Origin of the sequence: Hymenobacter gummosus, from assembly GCF_003970915.1 — a bacterium.
GTDB classification, from domain to species: domain Bacteria; phylum Bacteroidota; class Bacteroidia; order Cytophagales; family Hymenobacteraceae; genus Solirubrum; species Solirubrum gummosum.
Genome location: NZ_RXOF01000020.1, coordinates 116,275 through 134,060, shown reverse-complemented (window position 1 = coordinate 134,060; position 17,786 = coordinate 116,275). Strand labels below are relative to the sequence as shown.

The 17,786-nt window shown below is 61.1% G+C and carries 21 protein-coding genes; 8 read left to right on the top strand and 13 right to left on the bottom strand.

Annotation, left to right across the window (positions count from 1 at the left end):
* The first annotated feature begins 367 nt into the window (after positions 1-367).
* Positions 368-1,108, top strand: a complete 741-nt coding sequence (locus EJV47_RS25460; RefSeq protein WP_126696032.1) for a hypothetical protein — start codon at positions 368-370, stop codon at positions 1,106-1,108.
* 134 nt (positions 1,109-1,242) lie between these two features.
* Positions 1,243-1,650: a hypothetical protein gene (locus EJV47_RS25455; protein WP_126696031.1), complete on the top strand. Its 408-nt coding sequence runs from the start codon at positions 1,243-1,245 to the stop codon at positions 1,648-1,650.
* 69 nt (positions 1,651-1,719) lie between these two features.
* Here the strand turns inward: EJV47_RS25455 and EJV47_RS25450 are convergent, their stop codons facing one another.
* Positions 1,720-2,109 (bottom strand): hypothetical protein, encoded by a 390-nt coding sequence (locus EJV47_RS25450; RefSeq protein WP_126696030.1) that lies wholly within the window; start codon positions 2,107-2,109, stop codon positions 1,720-1,722.
* Positions 2,110-2,304: 195 nt separating this feature from the next.
* Between EJV47_RS25450 and EJV47_RS25445 the strand changes: the two genes are divergently transcribed.
* The gene (locus EJV47_RS25445; protein WP_126696029.1) at positions 2,305-3,090 is read left to right on the top strand and encodes an HNH endonuclease; all 786 of its coding nucleotides are present in this window, start codon (positions 2,305-2,307) and stop codon (positions 3,088-3,090) included.
* A gap of 73 nt (positions 3,091-3,163) precedes the next feature.
* Here EJV47_RS25445 and EJV47_RS25440 read toward each other — a convergent pair whose 3' ends face one another.
* From EJV47_RS25440 to EJV47_RS25405, 9 genes are all read right to left on the bottom strand, one after another.
* Positions 3,164-4,036, bottom strand: a complete 873-nt coding sequence (locus EJV47_RS25440) for an RNA ligase family protein (protein WP_207896000.1) — start codon at positions 4,034-4,036, stop codon at positions 3,164-3,166.
* A 75-nt stretch (positions 4,037-4,111) separates the two neighbouring features.
* Positions 4,112-4,546, bottom strand: a complete 435-nt coding sequence (locus EJV47_RS28785; protein ID WP_243651318.1) for a PD-(D/E)XK nuclease-like domain-containing protein — start codon at positions 4,544-4,546, stop codon at positions 4,112-4,114.
* Positions 4,453-4,785 carry a hypothetical protein gene (locus EJV47_RS28780; protein ID WP_243651317.1) on the bottom strand — a complete coding sequence of 111 codons (333 nt, stop codon included), beginning with the start codon at positions 4,783-4,785 and terminating at the stop codon, positions 4,453-4,455. The genes EJV47_RS28785 and EJV47_RS28780 overlap by 94 nt, the downstream gene beginning before the upstream one ends.
* Before the next feature lie 41 nt (positions 4,786-4,826).
* Positions 4,827-5,069 (bottom strand): hypothetical protein, encoded by a 243-nt coding sequence (locus tag EJV47_RS25430; protein ID WP_126696027.1) that lies wholly within the window; start codon positions 5,067-5,069, stop codon positions 4,827-4,829.
* A gap of 72 nt (positions 5,070-5,141) precedes the next feature.
* Complete coding sequence (locus tag EJV47_RS25425) at positions 5,142-5,831, bottom strand: hypothetical protein (protein WP_126696026.1); 690 nt, start codon at positions 5,829-5,831, stop codon at positions 5,142-5,144.
* Between the two features lie 111 nt (positions 5,832-5,942).
* Entirely contained in the window at positions 5,943-6,257 is a 315-nt protein-coding gene (locus tag EJV47_RS25420; protein WP_126696025.1) for a DUF3846 domain-containing protein, read from the bottom strand.
* Positions 6,258-6,307: 50 nt separating this feature from the next.
* Positions 6,308-6,601 carry a hypothetical protein gene (locus EJV47_RS25415; RefSeq protein ID WP_126696024.1) on the bottom strand — a complete coding sequence of 98 codons (294 nt, stop codon included), beginning with the start codon at positions 6,599-6,601 and terminating at the stop codon, positions 6,308-6,310.
* Entirely contained in the window at positions 6,588-6,881 is a 294-nt protein-coding gene (locus EJV47_RS25410) for a hypothetical protein (RefSeq protein WP_126696023.1), read from the bottom strand. The genes EJV47_RS25415 and EJV47_RS25410 overlap by 14 nt, the downstream gene beginning before the upstream one ends.
* The gene (locus EJV47_RS25405; RefSeq protein WP_126696022.1) at positions 6,874-7,197 is read right to left on the bottom strand and encodes a hypothetical protein; all 324 of its coding nucleotides are present in this window, start codon (positions 7,195-7,197) and stop codon (positions 6,874-6,876) included. Before EJV47_RS25405 ends, EJV47_RS25410 begins: the two co-directional genes overlap by 8 nt.
* Positions 7,198-7,376: 179 nt before the next feature.
* Between EJV47_RS25405 and EJV47_RS25400 the strand changes: the two genes are divergently transcribed.
* From EJV47_RS25400 to EJV47_RS25380, 5 genes are all read left to right on the top strand, one after another.
* A complete protein-coding gene (locus EJV47_RS25400; protein ID WP_341539281.1) occupies positions 7,377-7,790 on the top strand; it encodes an SLOG family protein in 414 nt (137 codons plus the stop codon).
* A gap of 966 nt (positions 7,791-8,756) precedes the next feature.
* On the top strand, positions 8,757-9,173 hold the full coding sequence (locus EJV47_RS25395; RefSeq protein WP_243651316.1) for a M15 family metallopeptidase: 417 nt from the start codon (positions 8,757-8,759) through the stop codon (positions 9,171-9,173).
* Between the two features lie 85 nt (positions 9,174-9,258).
* Positions 9,259-9,699 carry a hypothetical protein gene (locus EJV47_RS25390; protein ID WP_243651315.1) on the top strand — a complete coding sequence of 147 codons (441 nt, stop codon included), beginning with the start codon at positions 9,259-9,261 and terminating at the stop codon, positions 9,697-9,699.
* Between the two features lie 73 nt (positions 9,700-9,772).
* The gene (locus EJV47_RS25385; RefSeq protein WP_126696020.1) at positions 9,773-10,069 is read left to right on the top strand and encodes a hypothetical protein; all 297 of its coding nucleotides are present in this window, start codon (positions 9,773-9,775) and stop codon (positions 10,067-10,069) included.
* Positions 10,070-10,091: 22 nt separating this feature from the next.
* Entirely contained in the window at positions 10,092-10,280 is a 189-nt protein-coding gene (locus EJV47_RS25380; protein WP_126696019.1) for a hypothetical protein, read from the top strand.
* Between the two features lie 84 nt (positions 10,281-10,364).
* On the opposite strand, the gene EJV47_RS25375 is transcribed toward EJV47_RS25380, so the two are convergent.
* The 3 genes from EJV47_RS25375 to EJV47_RS25365 form a co-directional block, all read right to left on the bottom strand.
* Positions 10,365-11,075, bottom strand: a complete 711-nt coding sequence (locus EJV47_RS25375) for an RloB family protein (RefSeq protein ID WP_243651314.1) — start codon at positions 11,073-11,075, stop codon at positions 10,365-10,367.
* Positions 11,065-12,384 (bottom strand): AAA family ATPase, encoded by a 1,320-nt coding sequence (locus EJV47_RS25370; protein WP_126696017.1) that lies wholly within the window; start codon positions 12,382-12,384, stop codon positions 11,065-11,067. The genes EJV47_RS25375 and EJV47_RS25370 overlap by 11 nt, the downstream gene beginning before the upstream one ends.
* Positions 12,385-12,517: 133 nt before the next feature.
* On the bottom strand, positions 12,518-17,590 hold the full coding sequence (locus tag EJV47_RS25365) for an ATP-binding protein (RefSeq protein WP_126696016.1): 5,073 nt from the start codon (positions 17,588-17,590) through the stop codon (positions 12,518-12,520).
* Positions 17,591-17,786 lie beyond the last annotated feature (196 nt).

The window sequence follows — 17,786 nt, the reverse complement described above, 5'->3', positions numbered from 1 at the left end:
GCACGCATTGGTCGGCTCGTGCGCAAATCCCTGTCCTTCTCCCGTTCTCAGAAGCTACTCGACGCCAGCATCAAGCTGTTTTTACACGACTACAACGCCACTAAACACCCGCGTTGAGCCACTACCTACTCCAGCCATACCAAAGGCGGGGTGATGGGTGCACGTGTTGATATTTACTTTGGTATTAATAATTAGCACTTAAATAAATTTTATAGATATTTGGGTCGGCTGATGAGCTGACCCGATGAAACAACGTGGCTGGCCTCATTCAACACAGCATCAGGCGGCCTAGTTGGGGGACTGCACCCGGTAGGAGCGCGACATGAAAGCAGTCGGATAATCATTCTCCACTTTTACCCCTACCACTATGGCACGTCAGACCGGCGTAATCCAGATCAGTGGCACCGTGGGCGGCGTCGTTTTTGCGAAGGACGGCACGGTGCGCCAAAAACAGGGTTCGAACAAGAGCCAATTCAACTCGTCCGCCTCGATGCAGCGCGTGCGGGAAAACGCCAGCGAGTTCAGCACGGCGGCCAAGGCCGGCAAGCTGGTGCGCGACGCCTTGCGCCGCGTGGTGGTGCTGGCCTCCGACCGCCTGATGGTGTCGCGCCTGGCTCAGAAGATGAAGGAAATCCTCAACATGGATGAGGACAGCGACCGTGGCGGCCGGCAAATTCTGCCGGAAAACCTGCCAGCGCTGGTGGGCTTCGACTTCAACGCGGGCTCTGCCTTCTCGGGCACCTACTACGGCAGCGTGCAGGCTACCCTGGACCGAGCCACCGGCAACCACACGGTGGAGTTGGGCGAGCTGAACCCGTCGCGGGACGTGGCCGCGCCGCAGGGTGCGACGCATTACCGCATCACGGCGGCCGTGGGCGCCATCAACTTCGAGACGGGCAACGTGACCAGCGCCGAGGCCAGCACCGTGGAGCTGCCGCTGAGCAACGCCGTGCGGCCGGCCGAAGCTCTGCAGCTGGTGCGTACCGCCGAGGCAGATGAGTCGCTGGTGGTGGCCGTGGGCGTGGACTTCTTCCAGCAGCTCAACGGCAAGTTCTACCCGCTCAACAGCAACGGCTACAATGCACTGAGCGTGGTGGCCGTGGGCTAATTGCAGCCCTAAAACGGTGAGAAGTGAGAGGTGAGACACTCGTTCTGCCTCTTGCTCCTCACCATTTTTTTCAGTCTTGCTTCGAACAACAGATGGCAACTATAACTGCTTATCAACGACAATTCCGCACCCGCATGAAGCGGGCTATTCGGATGCGGGCCTCGGCCGACACGAAGGCCCGGCGCTACGCGCAGAAACTAGCCGACGCGCTGGCCGTGGCCGAGGACGCTGCCGCGCAGATGAACGCCCTGAATCAGCTCTACAACGTGGACGTAAGCACGCAAACGATACTGGTGCACGACCTGCAGCAGCTGGTGACGCGCACGCAGTTGACGGACACGCTGGCTGGCAGCGCGCCTGGTGAGGAACTGGTGATTTTCAACCAAGTGCCCGACGGTAACGGCGGTCAGCCGCTGCCGGCCAATGCGCTGTTTGGCGAAGTGGTGGCGACGCCGCCGGTTGTGGGTGGGCAGCCTCCCATCGTGCAAATTGAAATGCCTTCGCCGCCGCAGACCATTGAGCGGGAGCAGGTAGAGGGCTAAGTGACTACTGCCTGTAGAATTTCAGGAAAGGCCAATCCCAAATGGGGTTGGCCTTTTGCTTTGTTGAGCTTACCGGAGCTTCTGAGGAGATTTTCGCGCGGTCAGGCGGGCGTGACGCTCGGCTACTTTGCGAAGAATGGAGTCCCGAAGTGCATCGGCGTGGTTGCGCTGCTGCCAAGCCAGCAGCTCGGCGGCCGTGATGCGGTAGCCGCGGCTGCTACCGGTGCAATCCACGTAGCGGAGGCGGCGGGGGTGGCCGGTGGGAAGTTTGAGGTAGTCGCGTAGGGTTTCGGGATGCAGGGCGAGCAGCTTGGCCGCCTGCGGAAAGGAGAACATCACCTCAGGGAGCGGCAGGCGAGACAGAAGGGTGGAAACTTGGTGAGCTATTTCGCGCCGAATGGCCTGCTCCAACTCGGCCTTTTGCTCTTCGCTGAAAGCAAGGGTGACAACGGGTATCATGGCAAGACAAATTGGGTGAATGCCACAATGGAAAAGCAGAGGTGCGTTCAGTAGTTGATTGGAACGCCTACCGCCCCTGTATCTATGTAAACGCAGTTATTTGGGTAGAATTACATTCTGATCTATACATCGGTCAGGCGGTTCGGGTAGGGTCGTTCGGGCAGCCCAATGCATTAGGATTAGCTTAGTGGATATATGAAACAAGGTCAACGCCTTTGGACGCGGGATGAGCTGCTTTTAGCTATCAATCTGTACTGTAAGCTGACCTTCGGGCAGTTGCATAAAGGCAACCCCGAAATTATCCGGCTGGCGGGCTTATTGGGGCGGACGCCTAGCTCGGTGGCGCTGAAGCTGGTGAACTTCGCCAGCCTGGACCCTAGCTTGGACCGGGCGGGCATGAGCAATGCCAGCCACCTGGACCGGCAGGTGTGGGCGGAGTTTTACGCCGATTGGACCGGGCGGGCGTTGGAAAGTGAGCGGCTGCTGGCCGAGGCTCAGCATCTTACTTTGGAGGACGTGGCCGCCGAATACGAGCCGTTGCCACCGGTTCCGGTGGGCCGGGTCAAGGAGCAGTTGGTGAAGGTGCGGGTGAATCAGCAATTCTTTCGGCGCACGGTATTGGCAGCCTATGACAATACCTGCTGCGTGACGGGGCTGCGCCAGCCGGCGTTATTGGTGGCTGGCCACATCAAGCCCTGGGCGGAGGATGAAGCGAACCGGCTCAATCCGCGCAATGGGTTAGCACTGAATGCGCTGCATGACCGGGCTTTCGAACTCGGCTTATTTACTATTCGGCCCGAGGATTATGTGATTGAGGTGGCGCCGGCAGTGCGGGTGGGAAGTCGGCCGGACGCGCAGGCGGCGGGTGCTTTGCTGGGTCAGTACCACGGGCAAGCGTTGCGGCTGCCGGCGCGGCGTCGGTTTCTGCCCGACCCGGCGTTTCTGGATTGGCACCGGGCGAAGTGGCGGAACGCGGTGTAAACAAGTAGCCCCGGCACTTTGCTGCTTGAGAGCAGAGTTACCGGGGCTACTAAACGACGTGGTTAAAAGATGGCTACCCCTTGCTGCGCTGGTTGAGTGTACGCTCGTAGTCTTCGAAGCGAATTTTGACAATGGCGGAGCGGTCGGCGGTGCGCAGGATGGCGCCTTCGGCGCGGCCGGGAGTGGCTTGGCCAGGCAGCGCGGCTTGGGTATGGGAAATGTGTTCCCGCAGCCAGGCCAAGACGCTTTCGTGGGTGGAGTCGGGGGCGGTGTAGGCGGGAAGGTGGGGCACGGCGGGGAGGCCCACGTGGGCTAGGTAAGCGGCCAGCTCGATTTCGGGCAGGAAGGGTTGGCCGTAGCGGAGGCCGGTCGGGGTTTCGGACTCGCGCCACGTGGACAGGTCGCGGATGTCGGCCTGCAGCTGGGTGGCCAGCGCGGGGGCGTCCGTGAAGACGGCCACGTCGAAGACGCGGAATCCTACTTGCTCGGGCGGGCCGTACTGCTTGGAGTTACCGGTGACTTTGCCACCGTAGAACTCGCCGAAGAGCACCGTCAGCGGAGCGGGCTCACCGTTGTCGATTCCAAATACCAAGCGAGGCAAGTGGCCCTTCTCGTCGGCGTAGTGCGGAAATACCAGGCGGCGCAGTCCTTCGACAATGCCCACGGCCGGGTCGAACAGCAGGTCGCCGCTGACGGTCAGCAGGTTTTCGCGGGAGCCAACCACGTAAGAGCCGTCGGCGAAAACCAGCAGGCGGGCACTGGTGCCGTCTATTTTTTCGGTAGCAGTCAGGGGCTGGGAAAACAGCCCCGGCGTGGTAAAGTCAGGGGTGAGGCGGCCTCGGTCGCCGAGGGCATGGAGGGTAAGAATAGAGGGGTATTTGGTTAGCGTGTTGAGCTGGGGCAGGGAGCGGGTCGCAGCAGTGCGGGCCTGGCTTTCGGTGGTCAAGGGCATCGGGTAGATAGACTTTCGAGGGTGAAGCTACTGAAAAGAGGCCGGCCCGCTGGGAGGCGGGCCGGGAGGTTAGGCGGCTTGGCCGAGGTGAGCAGCTGCCAGGTGCGGGCCAGACTGGCGGGCGTAGTGGCGTAGGAGGGCGGTGTATTTCTTGCGGCCCTGTTCCATGAGAAGGAGGTTGGCACTGACTTCCACCGTCCAAAGCGCATGCGGGGCTTTTTTCTGCACCCCGATGATGAGGAAACGGTCGGCCTGGAGCGCGTCGAGGTAGAAAGCGGCTTGACGGTCGTAGTCGTACTGCTCGATGGTGGCCAGGAAGTGGGCCCGGTCGCGGCAGCTGGTGGTTTTGAAGTCGATAAGGGTGAGGCGGCGGCCGGCAGGGCTGCGCACGAGCAGATCGGGACGGACCTTCACTTGCACGCCGGTGGCGGTGTGGGTGGCCGTGTGCGTGAGTTCTGGAGTTCCGCGGTAAAGCAGGTCGCGGCAGTAGCGTTGGCGGCGCACGTGGCGGGCCAGCTGCTCCAACTGCTCCCACGGGCACTTGTCGGGGTGCGGGCGTAGGTGGCGGGCTCCAGCGTGGCGGCGTGGAAGGCGGTGCCGTAGGCCAGGGCAGCGGGGTTGGGGGCGCGGAGCTGGCCAAGGGCCTGCGCCTTCAGGTCGGAGAGGTCGGTATTGCTGACGTGGGGCAGGGCGCGGTGCTGGTCCTGGGTGAGGCCGGGGTGAGCGGTAAGGTTATAGAACATGGTCGTAAGGCTTAGGAGTAGGGTGACTACTTTGGTGCTATTCAGTGGATGATGGCCAGGCGTTGGTGGTCGGCGCTGCGGTGTAGCCAGATATGAGCGCCGCCGCAGCCCACTTGGTAAGCCGGGGCGGGGAACAGTTGGCGCACCGCCGGCGCCAGGTCGCGCAGGTCCGGGGGCGTGTCGGTGGTGGCTAGCAGTTGAGCCAGCTGCTCCAACTGTTGGGCCTCGGTGTCGGTGAGTGGGGGTAGCTCGATGCGCAGCTGCGCGGCTTCGGGTTCAAACACGGGCAAAAGGGCTAAAAGAGGTTGGAGAGGCGCAGGTGGCCCCCTTCCCGGTAGGGTCGGGGGCCGTTGGCGTTACTCGGCCAGAGCAGCCGTGAGGGCGGCTTCAATCTGGGCGGGTTGTTCGGGCTCGGAAGGGAGGCGGTAGCCGTGGCTGGTGCGCACGTCGGCCGCGCCAGTGGTAGTTTCCTCGCGCCAGATGGGAAAGTTGCGGGCAAACTCGCGGCGGGCCTGCACCTCGGCCGGATCGGCGGGCTCGTAGCTGAATTCAGCTATATAGTAGGTGGCCTTCTTGCCGTCTTTGGTCGTCTCCTTCTTACTGGCCTGCACCTTCACCACCACGTCGGCTAGGGTGAGGTCGTCGTAGAATAGGGGCTCGATGAGGCGGTAGAGGTTTTCGACGCTGTAGCCGTGGAAGAGCACGGCGCAGATGGCGCCCTTCTCGTCGGCGAAGAACAGCTCGGCCCACAACTTGCGGCCCATGTTCAGAATGTCGTCCTGGAAGATGCGCCACGCCAGCGGGATGAACGACAAGGCCGGGCCCAAGGGCGTGGTGCCGCCGATGTTGAACTGGCCGGCTTTGGCGTCGAAATGGATTTGGCGCGGGTGGCCGGGCAGGTAGCGGAAGCGCGGCACCTGCTGCACTTCGCCGGTGGCTTCGTCTACTTTTTCGACCAGGTAAGCCGGCGTGGCTTCGGTGGTGGGTGCGAAAGTGGCCTGGAGTTGGGCGGTAGGGGTTTTGGGGGCTTTGAAGGTAGTTGCCATACTGTGGATGAGAGTAAAAAAAGGTGGGGCCTGTTGGCGGCCGGCCCCGTCGCCGGATGCGGAAGGACAGTGGGAGTAATTGTGCAAGCGGGGCCTGCACAATTGCAGGGGTTAGCGGAACTGCTTGTCGTGGCAGATGATGGCGCGGCCGACGATACTATCCTGGCCGCGGGCGGCGGGCTGGTGCTGGTACCAGAGGTAGGTAGCCAGCAGATTCAGGTAGCAGGGGTTGCGGAACTTGCCTTCGTCGTCGATGATGAGGATGAGGTCGTCGGTGAGGCGCACCACGTCGACCAGTTGGCAGTCAAGGAGTTCGTACAACTCGGCCAGCTTGAAGCTGCGGCCGTTGCGGGGCTGGATGGGTTGGGGCTCGGCGCTGTGCGGGTCGAGCAAGTGGGGTTGGTAAGTGGTAGCGGTTGCGGGCATGATGCGGGTAGTTTGGGCCCGCGCCGGACGCGGCGCGGGCCGGTGGTTGATTATTTCAGGTCCCAGGGGTGCGGGTGGTAGTCGTCGGCGGGCGCGGGCAACTCGCCGTAGCGGTCGGCCGGGCGCAGGCGGATGATGGGCGGCGCGTTCAGGGCATCGGCGGCGGCCTGGGCCTGCTCGTGGGTGGCGTAGGCGCCGGGGGCAGCCTGCTGCTGGTAGTGGCCGGTGCCGCCGGGGCGGGTGCCGGGAAGGGCCACGTCGCGCACCACGGCCCAACCCTTGTTGCCGGCGTACAGGCAGGCCGTGTGCCAACGGCCTGCCTGCGGAGTGCTACCAGCGGGCATGTTGCTGGCGCAAGCGTTGCAGCTGCTGGCCTTCCGGGCTGGCGTGGAAGGCTTCACAGGCGGACTTGTAAGCGGCACGGGCCTGGCGCAGGCGCAGGATGGCGGCGCGGATGCGGGCAAAGCGGGCCGGCTGGCGGGGGTACTCGTCGCGCAAAGCGTACAGAGCGTGCCGGGCATCGAACATCACCGACTGCATGCGGGCCAGCTGCTGGCGCACGGTGGGCGCCGGGGCCGCCCCCGATACGGGAGCGGCCGGCGCGGATAGCAGGGTGCTACGCATGAGCGGGCGCCCCGGCGTATTCATCCTCGGCCTTCATCACCTCCCACACGGCCGCAAAGGCATGGGCGGGAGCTACGGCGCGCAGGGCGCGGAAGGCCTCACGCAAGGCCTGAAACGGGCACGCATGGGCGCCGACAAAATCCGGGCGGGCCTGGCCTGCGGCGGGCTGCTCGGCCAGCTTAAGCATGACGTACCAGCGGGTGCCGCCCTGGTCGTAAGTGGCAGCGGACTGAGAAACCCAAATACCGGAGAATGGGCACAAGGCAGGGCCCTTCCAGGCGGCAGCGGCAAGCTGCAATAACTGAGTAGGAAGCATGGCTGTAAGTGTTAGCCGTGGGGTGCCCCTGCCGTAGGCCTCCGGGTAGGGCGGGCGTCCAAGCCTCTCCCGAACCTTCTACTCAAATATACAATTTATTTCTTTAAGTAGTATATCAAAGTAGTAAATATTTCACTCTTGAATAACACTTAAATACACAAAATGTAGTATCTTTAAATATGGAAAATATGCAAGTTGGTTTGTTTGATGAGGCTGGGCGCAGTGCGTGGACCGTGGCTGTGGTAGGCAGCCGGAGCCTAGCCACATGCCCCGCTCTGATAGCCCGGCTAGAAGCCATGCACGCGACGCAGCAGCTGGGCCTGGTAGTGAGTGGCGGCGCAGCCGGGGCGGATGCACTAGCGGCGGCCTGGTGCCGGGCTAACGGAGTGCCACTGCTGGAACTGCGGCCCAACTACGCTGCCCACGGAGCTGGCGCACCTCACGTGCGCAACGCGGAAATAGTGCACCGAGCGGCGCTGGTGCTGGTGTGCTGGGATGGAGTAAGCCGGGGGACGCTGAGCGCCGCCCGCACTGCGGCCCGCCTGGGGCGGCGCTGCGAGTGGCTGGCGGCCCCACCACCCCGCGGCAACTAGCCAACGGCCACGGGGCGCCTGGGGCGGCCGACCTACTGAACAGCTAGAAGCCTCGGCCGGGGGGCTTGGGGGGCGGCCTGAGCGCCCCCAATGGGCCGGCCCGAAGGGCACCTTATGAGGGAGTAGCGGCCGTTTTAGGCTGCGGAACCCGAGGCAATGCAGAGCAGCGCGGCGCATGGTACGGGGGGCTTGGGGGGACGCCCCCAATGGATGCTCGCCGCAGGCACCAAATCGTGAAGGGGAAGGCGGGGCGACCAACGGGAGGCCGGCCGTGGCGGTGGGTGGTCGGTAGCGGAGGCTGGGCACTGGTGTAGTGGAGAGGACGGGGCAACAGTGCCGGGCCGGAGCGTGGGGCGGTCGGTGGGCGCGGCAGCACCGGGAGGAGGCGGGGTGCTGGAGCGCGGGGCAGGCTGTAAGGACCGGCGCGAGTGGAGCAGAGCAAGTGCAGGGAGTGAGGAGTGCAGAGCAGCGGAGCGACGAACGAGCGTAACGCAGTGGAGCGTAACGAGCATAGGGAGTGGAGGCCTGGCCGGCGCGGGCGGTGGGTTGCGGTAGCGGAGGCCGGCCGCCGGCGCGGAGGTGGTGTGAATGCTCGGCGGTGGGCCGGAGCGTGGCACGAGCGGTGAGCCAGGCGTCGGGCGGCGCTTTTTGGAGGCGCGGCCCGGGGGCTGGCGTGGGGCGGTAGCCGGCAGCTGGGGCCCGTTTTTCAGGGCCTGGGCTGCTGGCGTAGGACGAAAGAAACAGGAGAGGCTGTGTGAGCCGGCAGGGTGCGCAAAGGATGGGAAGGGTGGCGACGCAGGAGCCAATGCGTCAGCACCGGAGCGAAGCGGAGCCCTGGACAGCCTGACCCGAAGGGGTGCGCCAAAAAATGCAATTAGTGGTTGAGGTATATGGGCAGTCGATAGGCTACAATGTCAATACGATTTGTTTACTTTGATAAACAATCTACTCGCAATTCTGGTTGCTATGACAAAGCAAAATAATACTTTGGTAAATAAGCGTGTTGTGCCCTCGTTGAACGAAGCACAGCAGCGGCAACAGAAATTGAGGGTGGCGCAGGCGGTGCCGCATCTAGCAGAGGCATTTGCGGAGGCGTCGAGCCGCTGGCAGGGGGACCCGGTGCTACGGCTGTTGGGAATTCCGTTTGTGACGGAGTGCTACCGGAGTCCGGAGCGGCAGGAGGAGCTGTATGCGCAGGGACGGAGCAAGCCGGGACCGATTGTGACGTACAAGCGCGGCGGGCAATCGAAGCATAACGTGGGGCCGCCGACGCCGGCCTTGGATGTGGCGTTTCGGCTGGCGGACGGGTCGGTGTCGTGGTCGGGGTTGCTGCTCTCGAAGTTTGCGCGGTTGATGAAGGCGGCCGATGCCCGGGTGGTGTGAGGCGGGGACTGGGCCCGGTTCAAGGACCGGCCGCATTTTGAAGTACTGACCGCGCAGGAAGGAGGGGTGGGCCGTGGCTAACGTGGTGCTGGATAACTGGGGCGTGGTGACGTCGGTAGTGGGCGGCGGGGTGGCGGTGTTGCTGTACTTCGTGAAGAGCTGGCGCGACGTGGAGGAGCTGAAAGAGCACCGCCGCAAGCAGGAAACGCAGACGTCGGTGCTGACGGAGAAGGTGGACAACTACCACACGGCGGCCGTGGCGCGCGAGGCCAAGCACCAGCAGGCCTACGAGCTGAAGCTGCAGGAGCACCGCTCGGAGGTGTTGCGGGAGCTAGGCGTGGTGCGCAAGGAGGGAGCTGACGCGGTGCTCCGCCTTAACGAAAAGGTGGACGCGCTGGACAAGCTGCTGACGGTAATAGTGGAGCGGCAGAATCAGCTGCTGGACGCCTCGCGGCGGCAGGAGGCCCGCAACGAGCGGGTGGATCGGGTGCTGTGGGCGCGGGGTAGGGACGGGCCCGATGAGTAGGTGCTCAGCCGGCGGGGCTGTATTGGCGGCCGGTTTCAGGATGGTTTTTCAATTCACCAAACACATACAATCCATGGACAAGAAAGTGACAGTGCTGGATCGGGTGACTTTGCCCACGCCCCGGTTTTTTCGGAAGGTGCGCATGATTGGGGCGGCCTTGGCAGCGGTAGGGGGCATTATTGCGACGGCGCCGGTGGCGCTGCCGGCGGTGATGGTAACGATTGGCGGGTACCTGGTGCTGGCTGGGTCGGTGGCCGCGGCGGTGTCGTCGGTTGCGGTGGACCCGGATGCGGCACCGGTGCGGGCTGATGGGCGCACGGCGGCCGAGGTGCGCGACATTGTGGAGCGCGGTGACGCGGCTTCGTTGTAGAACTCTTTTTTCGTTTAGACCAATGGCAACTAACCCGCCGACCGGCGACAACGCCCGCAAAGGGGCCGTGCGCAAACGCTCTCAAACCTTTAACCCCACCACCGGACAGTATGTAAAGCGTGACGCGGAGACGGGGCGCTTTATGGATGTGAAGGAGGATGGCAAGCCGTTTAAGGGGGTGAGGAAGGAGCGAAGGAGAAGAAGCTTTTAACGGAAACGGCCACCCATCGGGTGGCCGTTTTTGTTGTGGGGTGTTTTATTCGTTTAAAAGGTGAGTCAAGTTCCGTGGCAGCTGCTACCTGGGATATTCCATGTGGCGTTGAATAACCTGGACCAGTTTGTACACAAGTGTTGTGGATTCCTGCTGAGCTGGAGGGGTACCCTGCTTCACCCAGGACTGATCTATCCTCCGGGCTCGACCAATAGCAATTTTGCGGCGCGTACGGCCAGAGCTTGGATCAGCCGCCTGTAGCAAAGCAAACAGTTCCGGACTGATGATCTTACTACCGGTACCATCATAATGCAAGCCAAAAGGTGCTAAATGGGTGTTGAGCCGCGTCGCATAGTCAGTGCGGTGCATGGGGCTGCCGTCGTGGTTTTCAAAGTGCAGCAACAGCCAGTACTCAAACGCTTGATTGGAATATGCTACGTGTAGACCATTGGCGAGGGCCCTAGCAATGGCACTGTTGAAATTGTTGGCGGGAAAACTGTCTCGGTCGAAGACGCACCACACTTGATCATACTCGGCCTGTTTGCTGAGGCTAATGGCCTGCTGCACGGTACTGGTCGTATTGTTGCCGCTCCCAATGGCTACGATGCGTGCAGAGGCTAGCCGGAATTGCTTGAAGTAAGAGGGCTCGGTGTTCTGACCGTCGCACACAATGAGTATAGTTGGAAGGACTGGGCGGCTGGGGCCGCGCCGAACCAAGTTTTCCAAGCTAGTGCCGCCCCGCCGGTGAGGAGTAGCGGTGGCTGGCGGTCGAGCAGAGCGTCGTTTAACGGGCATTATCAGACTCGTGTGGCGTAAATGGATGGCTAAAATCCCCCAGAATGGGAACTGCGCCATACTTCCCACGCAGATAATAGTCTTCGTAACGACCGTCTTTTCTTACGCCGGTAAAATCGCTCAGCGAATACAGAGAAGATGCCCCAAACACATCTTTTTCCGTGAACCAGATTTGGTCGCGCCGAAAGCTGCTATTGTCTAACAGGTTACTGTTGTGAGTATTAAAAAGCAGTTGAGCGTTGTGTGGGTTTAGCGTGCGTGAGTTAAAAAGCGCCACAATCCGAGCTACCAGGTTGGGGTGAAGTCGGGAATCCAGCTCATCAACGACGAATACCATTCCATTGTCGAGTACATCAAGCAACGGACCGGTAAGGTAGAAGAACTTCTCCGTACCGGCGGATTCATCATCAGTTAGGGAAAACAGCACTGCACCGGCGGCCTGTTGGCTAGCATCGTATTGCAAACGTGCCGTGCGCACATCCGAATAGATAATGGGTTTATTGCCCTGCTTGGTTTGCTCTTTGATTTTTTGGCGCAAAGAGGAAGGAAGCGTGGCGCTAACCTGTTCAAAATCTACTGTTTCCACTTCCACATCCAGAATAGCCAAGTCGGCCTGGCGGAGCAAATCGAGCATGCGTTGCTTTTGATCTGGTTTTAGGACTTGGCTCATAGAATAGCCCTGGTAGGTATCCGAGCTAAGGCCCGATAAACCATTCAGCTTATCGTCGAACCACTCAAACGCTTTGACGGCAATGGCGTTGTTGAACTGAGCCGCAACGGAAAGCAGAAGGGCATTTTCGCGAATGTTGCGGCCTGTGACTAAGCTTTGGATAATACCCGAGAAGCGCGTTTTGTGCAACCGGATGCCTTGCTCGTCGCGGTAGAACAACTCCACCTCTTTGGTTTTGGGGCGGTAGTAAAACCACTCGGCAACTATCTGTGAGGTGGTGGCCGTAAAGCCGTAGCGGTACAACGTGTGCTCGTGCAGAAACACTACCTCAAACTCAGAGGGCTCATGTTCTGTGACCGTACTGAGACGAAAAGGCTCAACGGGAATAGCATCTCCTTTCTGCGTGTCACGAGAGGAATTGCGCACGAAGTCCCGCATGAACATCAGCGCCTGCACCAGCTTGCTTTTGCCACTGGCGTTGGCACCGTACACGACAGCACTACGGAGCAAACGCAAGCCAAACTCAGGCACTGCCACCACATTATCCGCTTCACGAGTGGTATCGGGGCTGGCTAATAGACTCCATTCAGCAGCCTCACGGAAGCTCTTGTAGTTGCGAACAGTGAAGCGTATAAGCATAATAGAGGTGCGAATTTGCGTGAAGTGACACAAAGTAACACTCTATTTCTCTAGAAAGTTAAAAATGCTCACACTGATTCCAAGGAAAGTAACCCGACTGAGGCATATACAAGTCCAACCCGGCACCTCAGCTTCATTCGGCCGCTTTGACGGTGCTACCACCGTGTTGGGTTACGCGGGGCCGCGTCACAATTTTGATAGGTTGTTGGGTGACGATTTTATTGGTGGCTCGGCTCGCCCACAGATAGGCCTCGCCGGGACCTAGTTGCGCAAGGTCGGAGGGAGTAAGCTTGTCAAACTGAACAATGGACTTTTGCACGTGCTTAAGCCACTGCGGGGAGTTGAAACGATGCACCAGCATGATGCTGCTCAACTCAATGATGGCATTGGGCAAACTGGGCGGGTCCTGACTGGCAATTAGCAGGCTGACCCCCTTGTGACGCATTTCCCGGATGGCCGTCACGATGCTGCCGGTCAGCTCCTCGTTGCCCATGTATTTGTGGGCCTCATCGAACACGATGAACTTGTTAAAAGGCTGCCCGTCAGCTAACCGAACGTTAGCGAAGATATTGAGCATGATGACGAACAAGCCCAACGCATCATCTTGGTCAAGGAACTCGTCGCGCAGGTCTACTACCAGCAGACGACCGGGTGCCATAAGCTGCCCCAGCTTCGTGTCGTCGTCGATGTATTCTTCGGCCAAGCTCAGGCGAGATAAAGCTAGCTCCCGTTGCGCCGTATTAAGCAAGGCCGAGTCTTGAATAGCCGCACGCAGGCCGGCTAGCGTCAGCTGACCGCGTAAACCGCGCATGATACTGTTCAAGTGCTTCATGTAAAGGGCCTGGCTGCCGACGGCACCCATCAAAAAGCGCCAGTCTTGGATGCCCAACTCGGCCGACGACAACGACAGTGGCTCGACGCGCAGCTCTGGGTATTCCGTCTGCCGCTCGGCCAGCTTTGCCCGCGGCACCACGAGTACCACGTCCTCGATGCCCTGGGGGCGGGCCTCATACCATTCCCGCAGCCGGTTCACCTCTGTTGCCTTTTGATTGGCGTGTACCATGGAGGTGAATTCGGGCTTATAATCCTGGCTTTCGCTGTAATGGAAAATGACGCCGGCCAAGGGCTTCGGCACGGAGTTGACGTGCGGTATGGATTGTAGGACCATTTCCGTAATCGTGCCGATGGAGTAGCTTTTGCCAGCCCCCTGTACACCGAACAGGCTGATGGTCTGCGTGCCGTTTAGGTCGAGGGCAACGCGCTGGCCGTGCGGGGTACGGCCCAGCATCCCAAACTGGGTGCTGGCGTCGGTATCACCGATGTACACATCGAAATCCGGCAGCTTCGGCAATTCATTCGGCTCGGTATCAGTAGCGGAAAGTTCCACTGGTGGCGCTGACGGGGTTGCCGGGGCCGGTGCTGCGGCAGGCGGAGCAGTGGCAGGAGCACCAATACTTGCATCGGCCGCCGTGACCGGGGTAGAGGGCAACTCGGCCGAGGAGCGGGAGCTGCCAGAAGCAGCCAGCGGGGTAGCTGGCTGGGCAGATAGCGCATCCACAGTTGATGGGGTTTCCCGTGCGGGCAGGACCTCAGCAGCTGCCGGCGCGCGACGTGTGAGGTCGGCGGGTAGGCGGTGCCAATCTGGGGTGGGACGACGGGTGTTGAACTCCGAGTCAGGGTTGAGCAAATCAAGAATGCCAGGCTGGCCTACTCGGTAGAAAACCGTGTCGCCGTGTTCCTGCCGTTCCACTCGGTGGGGGTGATTGAGATTGAAAACAATGCCCCGCCGGGTAAAGGCCAGCTGATAAGGCTGGTCGGGCAGTTGCTTCAGGAAGTGCCGCAAGTGGCGGGCCTCGGCCGGGGCCAGCAGCTCGTAGCGCTCGGCGCGGGCGGCGTAGAACAACAGCAACTCGCTCAGCTCGCGGGCCCGCAGTACTTGGTCAAACCGTACGTGGCCGGAAAGCGTGTGCTGCTCAAAGCGGCGTTGCAGGTGGTCAATGGTGTTAGTAATCTGCTGGTCCATGTCCTGACACAGCGTTTGCCACAATGCTGGAGTCAGGGAAGTGCGCGTTTTTACTTCTACCACCTGCAAGTGAATCGTATGAATGGCCACGTCCACATCCACCAAAAGCATATCGGCGCGGCTGCTACTTTCGCCGGCCGCGTTGGCCTGGAACAAGTGCAGGTGCAGGTCGAGCGGGATGATGAACTGCTGTTGGAGCAAGCCCTGCTTTTCCAGCAGGCGCTTCGCCAACGCCAGGCCGGCGTATTCCTTGATACGGCTTTCGGTGGGCTGGCTGCTTAGCTTCATCACCAGCGAGCCGCTCACAGCGCGCAGGTCGTTCAGAATGAGCTGGCTTTGGCTAGCCACAGTGGTAGTCGTCAGTGGCCCGACCATGGTTTGCACCACCGGGGCCAGCAGGTGCTCCAGCTCGGCGCCGGGTTTGCTGGTGAGGAAGGTAGAAACGCCCAGGAACTGCTTGCCGGGTACGTAATCGAGCAAGAAGGGCGTTTGGCCGGCGGTAACCGGCAGGTCGAACAACTCTGGGCCCAGGTGACGGTCGAAGGTAACCACCCAGTCGGAGTGGCTGTGGATGTTGTCGATGAGCACGGTTTCCCGGCTGTTGAGGCGCAACTCCGTGGCCGGTAGCGCACTGGTCGGCTTGCCGGCCAGGCAGGCGGCAGTGAACTGGCTCAAGTGGGCAAACGCCGTGGCCACCGCCGCGCGAGCGGGGGAAGCTGTCGGCAGCACGGCGTAAGGCGGCACATAGCGCGTCCAGGCGTAGGTCTCGGGAGCTTGGGCACTGGCAAAGTCGACTACAGGTTCGACAACTAAACCTTCCAGGAAAAAGGCGGAGGAGTCGGACGCGGAAGCGTGAATTTTGGGGCTGAGCGGAAACGGATTAACCAAAAAGCTTAGGTGCGCGTCGAACGAAGCCGGGTCGCGCACGAATTCTTCCGTGGGATTGATGCTCAGTCGCAGTTTAGGAAACAATCCGTTGCGGGCGGGCTGCGAAAACGATTCAGCCTCTTCGGTTTGGGACGTAGCCGGGTTGAGCAGGCGGGTGAAGGCTTCGCCTTCCTGCACCAACGAGCGTTGGCTGGTGAAAAGCCGGATTTCGTAGCGTACCGGGTGCAGGGCGGTGGTACGCTCCAGCTCAAGCAGCACATCCTGGAACACCTGTCCCTCGCCGGGGTTGAAGATGTTGATGGTAAGTTGCTCGGTGTAAGGATGCAGCGCGAGGTAGCGTTGCAGGTGCTCGTACACGATGCGCGGGTCTACGTCATTTTCGATGACGCTAGCCGTGCCGCGTAGGTCCAGGATCTGCTGCAGGTATTGAACCAAAGAACGGCTCGACCCGGCCGATAAGTCACTGACGTCCACCGGAGCGGTGCGGGTAAGCACTCCCCAGCCGAAGCATAATTCGCCCGCGTACTCGAAGGGCTGTCCGGATTCGTCGCCCACCAGCAAGGGGTGGTTCGTAGGCTGCAACAAGCCGAAGAACAGGCTTTTTACTTCTTCCGTCCAGTGAGTCCACTGCTGCGAATGGTTGTCGCGGGTGAGCTGCTCCCAGCGTTCAAATAAGTCCAGCAAACCCAGCTGCCAACCCAGGCGCAGCGGATGAAGCGGCGAAACGAGCAACGCCGCGTAGCGTTCCTGAGTATCGGGTAGCCGGCCCGATAAGGACACCAAATCCAGTTGTTGAACGGCCAGCAGCTGCGCTTGCAGCGCGTGTTGGTCGGCTTCGTTCAGTTCGGCCCAACGAGCTTGTTCCTGCTGCAGAGTTGCCAGCAAGCGCGCATACGCCTGTACGTACTCATGGGCAGCGGCTTGGTGCGCGGGTAGGTCAAACGTCTCCCAAATCCCGTTGTGGGAAGGGAGCTGGTGGGTGATAAGGGTGAAAAAGGTGCGACGGGCAGCCACAAACGCCGCGGCCGCCGGATGCTCTTGCAAGGCACTGGGCACTGTGCTAAAGGCCGCAGCCGACACGGGCTGACCAGCCGTAGGGGGGCGCAGTTCCAGCCGACCCAGGCTTTCGGGGTGCTGCAAAATGGCCTGCTGCGCCAGCCGTAGCTTAGATGATACTGCCAGTTGAAAGTTGTAAGGCGAGCCGGCGTATTTTATCTGAAAATGCGAGGTGGTAGACCGGGTCGCATCCGTCAGCCACCCCCATTCGCTGGGCTCCGGGGCTAAGTGTTGAGGGCTCAGCGTAGCCTTACCCAGCAAATCAAGCCGGTAGCGGAAAAAGCTCTGCAGAACGCTGCTGATTTTCTCGCGGCGGCTGCTGATGGGTGGTTCGTCGGGGTTTATTTCATCTTCCGCGTAGAAGTAGAAGACGGCCGAGTCAGAAGCCCACCTCCCTTTGATGAGGCTGCGGTCCGCGTCGGGGTTGTCGGCTTGTAGCCGCTCCCAGGCCGCTTGGTCAATGGGGTCGGCGAAGTCGTCGTTGGTATTGAGGACATTGCCTAGCTTATCCAACGCGTATAGCCGCAAAAAGTAGTAGCCAGGCTCCAAGGCATTGGCGTCAAACTTCAGGTCGCGCACCCGGAAGTTGCGGGGGCCGCGCGTAACGGCCCACTGGTCGAAGCGCGGCACAATGCACTCGTACTGGCCGGCCCCTACTACGTGCATCAGGTCGGCGCGGAAGTGGGTTAGCTCGGCTACGTTGTCGGGTTTGGGGTCAGTAGATAGTTTCAGCTTGAGCTTGGCCGGAGACGCGACGGTAGCCCGCAGCACCAGTTCCCCGTTTTCGTCGGGGGTGAGCATCCCGGCGGCAGCCCCTTTGATTTCTTCCACTGTCAGTCTAAGCTGCAGGTCGCCCTGTAGCTCGGCAATGGGCCAATTCTCAAACCACAACGCCGGGTACCGCTCCGCGATAAAGGCCGTGAGACGGGCAGCAGATTTGAGGTCGTCGTGGGCCCGCAGTACGCGACCCAACTCCTGACGCAGGGCCTGCCCGTGCGAGCCGATAGGCAGGCCGGACAGACGCTCGTACAGGCCTTTGTTGAATTCGCAGAGGCGGCCGACACAATCCTGGTTGAAATTGAGGCGCATCTTGGCCTTGCTGGTGTCTAGCAGCAGGTGGCCGTCGGGCAACAACTCAAGGTGAGATAAAGCTTGACCAATGGCCGTTGCATCAGAAGCCGCCCGCGCAGCCAGTAAGAAGCGATTTTGCTTCTCGACAGCTACGCCGTTGAGTTTCATAAACTCCAGCACGGGCGCCAGCTCCGGCGTCAGCGCCGCTTGCTGGCGCAGCTGCTGATTTAGCCGCTCCTCAATATCGGAGAGGTCCAGTTCAGTGAAGGTGGCGTTGCCGAACGAGTCTTCGGCCCCGGTGCGCAGGGTGGCGGGGCACAGCACCAGCAAAGGGGCGCTGGCGTCGTTACGCTTCTCTACCAGC

Excerpts from the sequence above, each read along its gene's own strand:
- EJV47_RS25460 (WP_126696032.1), top strand. The coding sequence starts at position 368 with ATGGCACGTCAGACCGGCGTAATCCAGATCAGTGGCACCGTGGGCGGC.
- EJV47_RS25455 (WP_126696031.1), top strand. The coding sequence starts at position 1,243 with ATGAAGCGGGCTATTCGGATGCGGGCCTCGGCCGACACGAAGGCCCGG.
- EJV47_RS25450 (WP_126696030.1), bottom strand. The coding sequence starts at position 2,109 with ATGATACCCGTTGTCACCCTTGCTTTCAGCGAAGAGCAAAAGGCCGAG.
- EJV47_RS25445 (WP_126696029.1), top strand. The coding sequence starts at position 2,305 with ATGAAACAAGGTCAACGCCTTTGGACGCGGGATGAGCTGCTTTTAGCT.
- EJV47_RS28780 (WP_243651317.1), bottom strand. The coding sequence starts at position 4,785 with ATGTTCTATAACCTTACCGCTCACCCCGGCCTCACCCAGGACCAGCAC.
- EJV47_RS25425 (WP_126696026.1), bottom strand. The coding sequence starts at position 5,831 with ATGGCAACTACCTTCAAAGCCCCCAAAACCCCTACCGCCCAACTCCAG.
- EJV47_RS25420 (WP_126696025.1), bottom strand. The coding sequence starts at position 6,257 with ATGCCCGCAACCGCTACCACTTACCAACCCCACTTGCTCGACCCGCAC.
- EJV47_RS25415 (WP_126696024.1), bottom strand. The coding sequence starts at position 6,601 with ATGCCCGCTGGTAGCACTCCGCAGGCAGGCCGTTGGCACACGGCCTGC.
- EJV47_RS25410 (WP_126696023.1), bottom strand. The coding sequence starts at position 6,881 with ATGCGTAGCACCCTGCTATCCGCGCCGGCCGCTCCCGTATCGGGGGCG.
- EJV47_RS25405 (WP_126696022.1), bottom strand. The coding sequence starts at position 7,197 with ATGCTTCCTACTCAGTTATTGCAGCTTGCCGCTGCCGCCTGGAAGGGC.
- EJV47_RS25400 (WP_341539281.1), top strand. The coding sequence starts at position 7,377 with ATGGAAAATATGCAAGTTGGTTTGTTTGATGAGGCTGGGCGCAGTGCG.
- EJV47_RS25395 (WP_243651316.1), top strand. The coding sequence starts at position 8,757 with ATGACAAAGCAAAATAATACTTTGGTAAATAAGCGTGTTGTGCCCTCG.
- EJV47_RS25385 (WP_126696020.1), top strand. The coding sequence starts at position 9,773 with ATGGACAAGAAAGTGACAGTGCTGGATCGGGTGACTTTGCCCACGCCC.
- EJV47_RS25380 (WP_126696019.1), top strand. The coding sequence starts at position 10,092 with ATGGCAACTAACCCGCCGACCGGCGACAACGCCCGCAAAGGGGCCGTG.
- EJV47_RS25375 (WP_243651314.1), bottom strand. The coding sequence starts at position 11,075 with ATGCCCGTTAAACGACGCTCTGCTCGACCGCCAGCCACCGCTACTCCT.
- EJV47_RS25370 (WP_126696017.1), bottom strand. The coding sequence starts at position 12,384 with ATGCTTATACGCTTCACTGTTCGCAACTACAAGAGCTTCCGTGAGGCT.
- EJV47_RS25365 (WP_126696016.1), bottom strand. The coding sequence starts at position 17,590 with ATGAAACTCAACGGCGTAGCTGTCGAGAAGCAAAATCGCTTCTTACTG.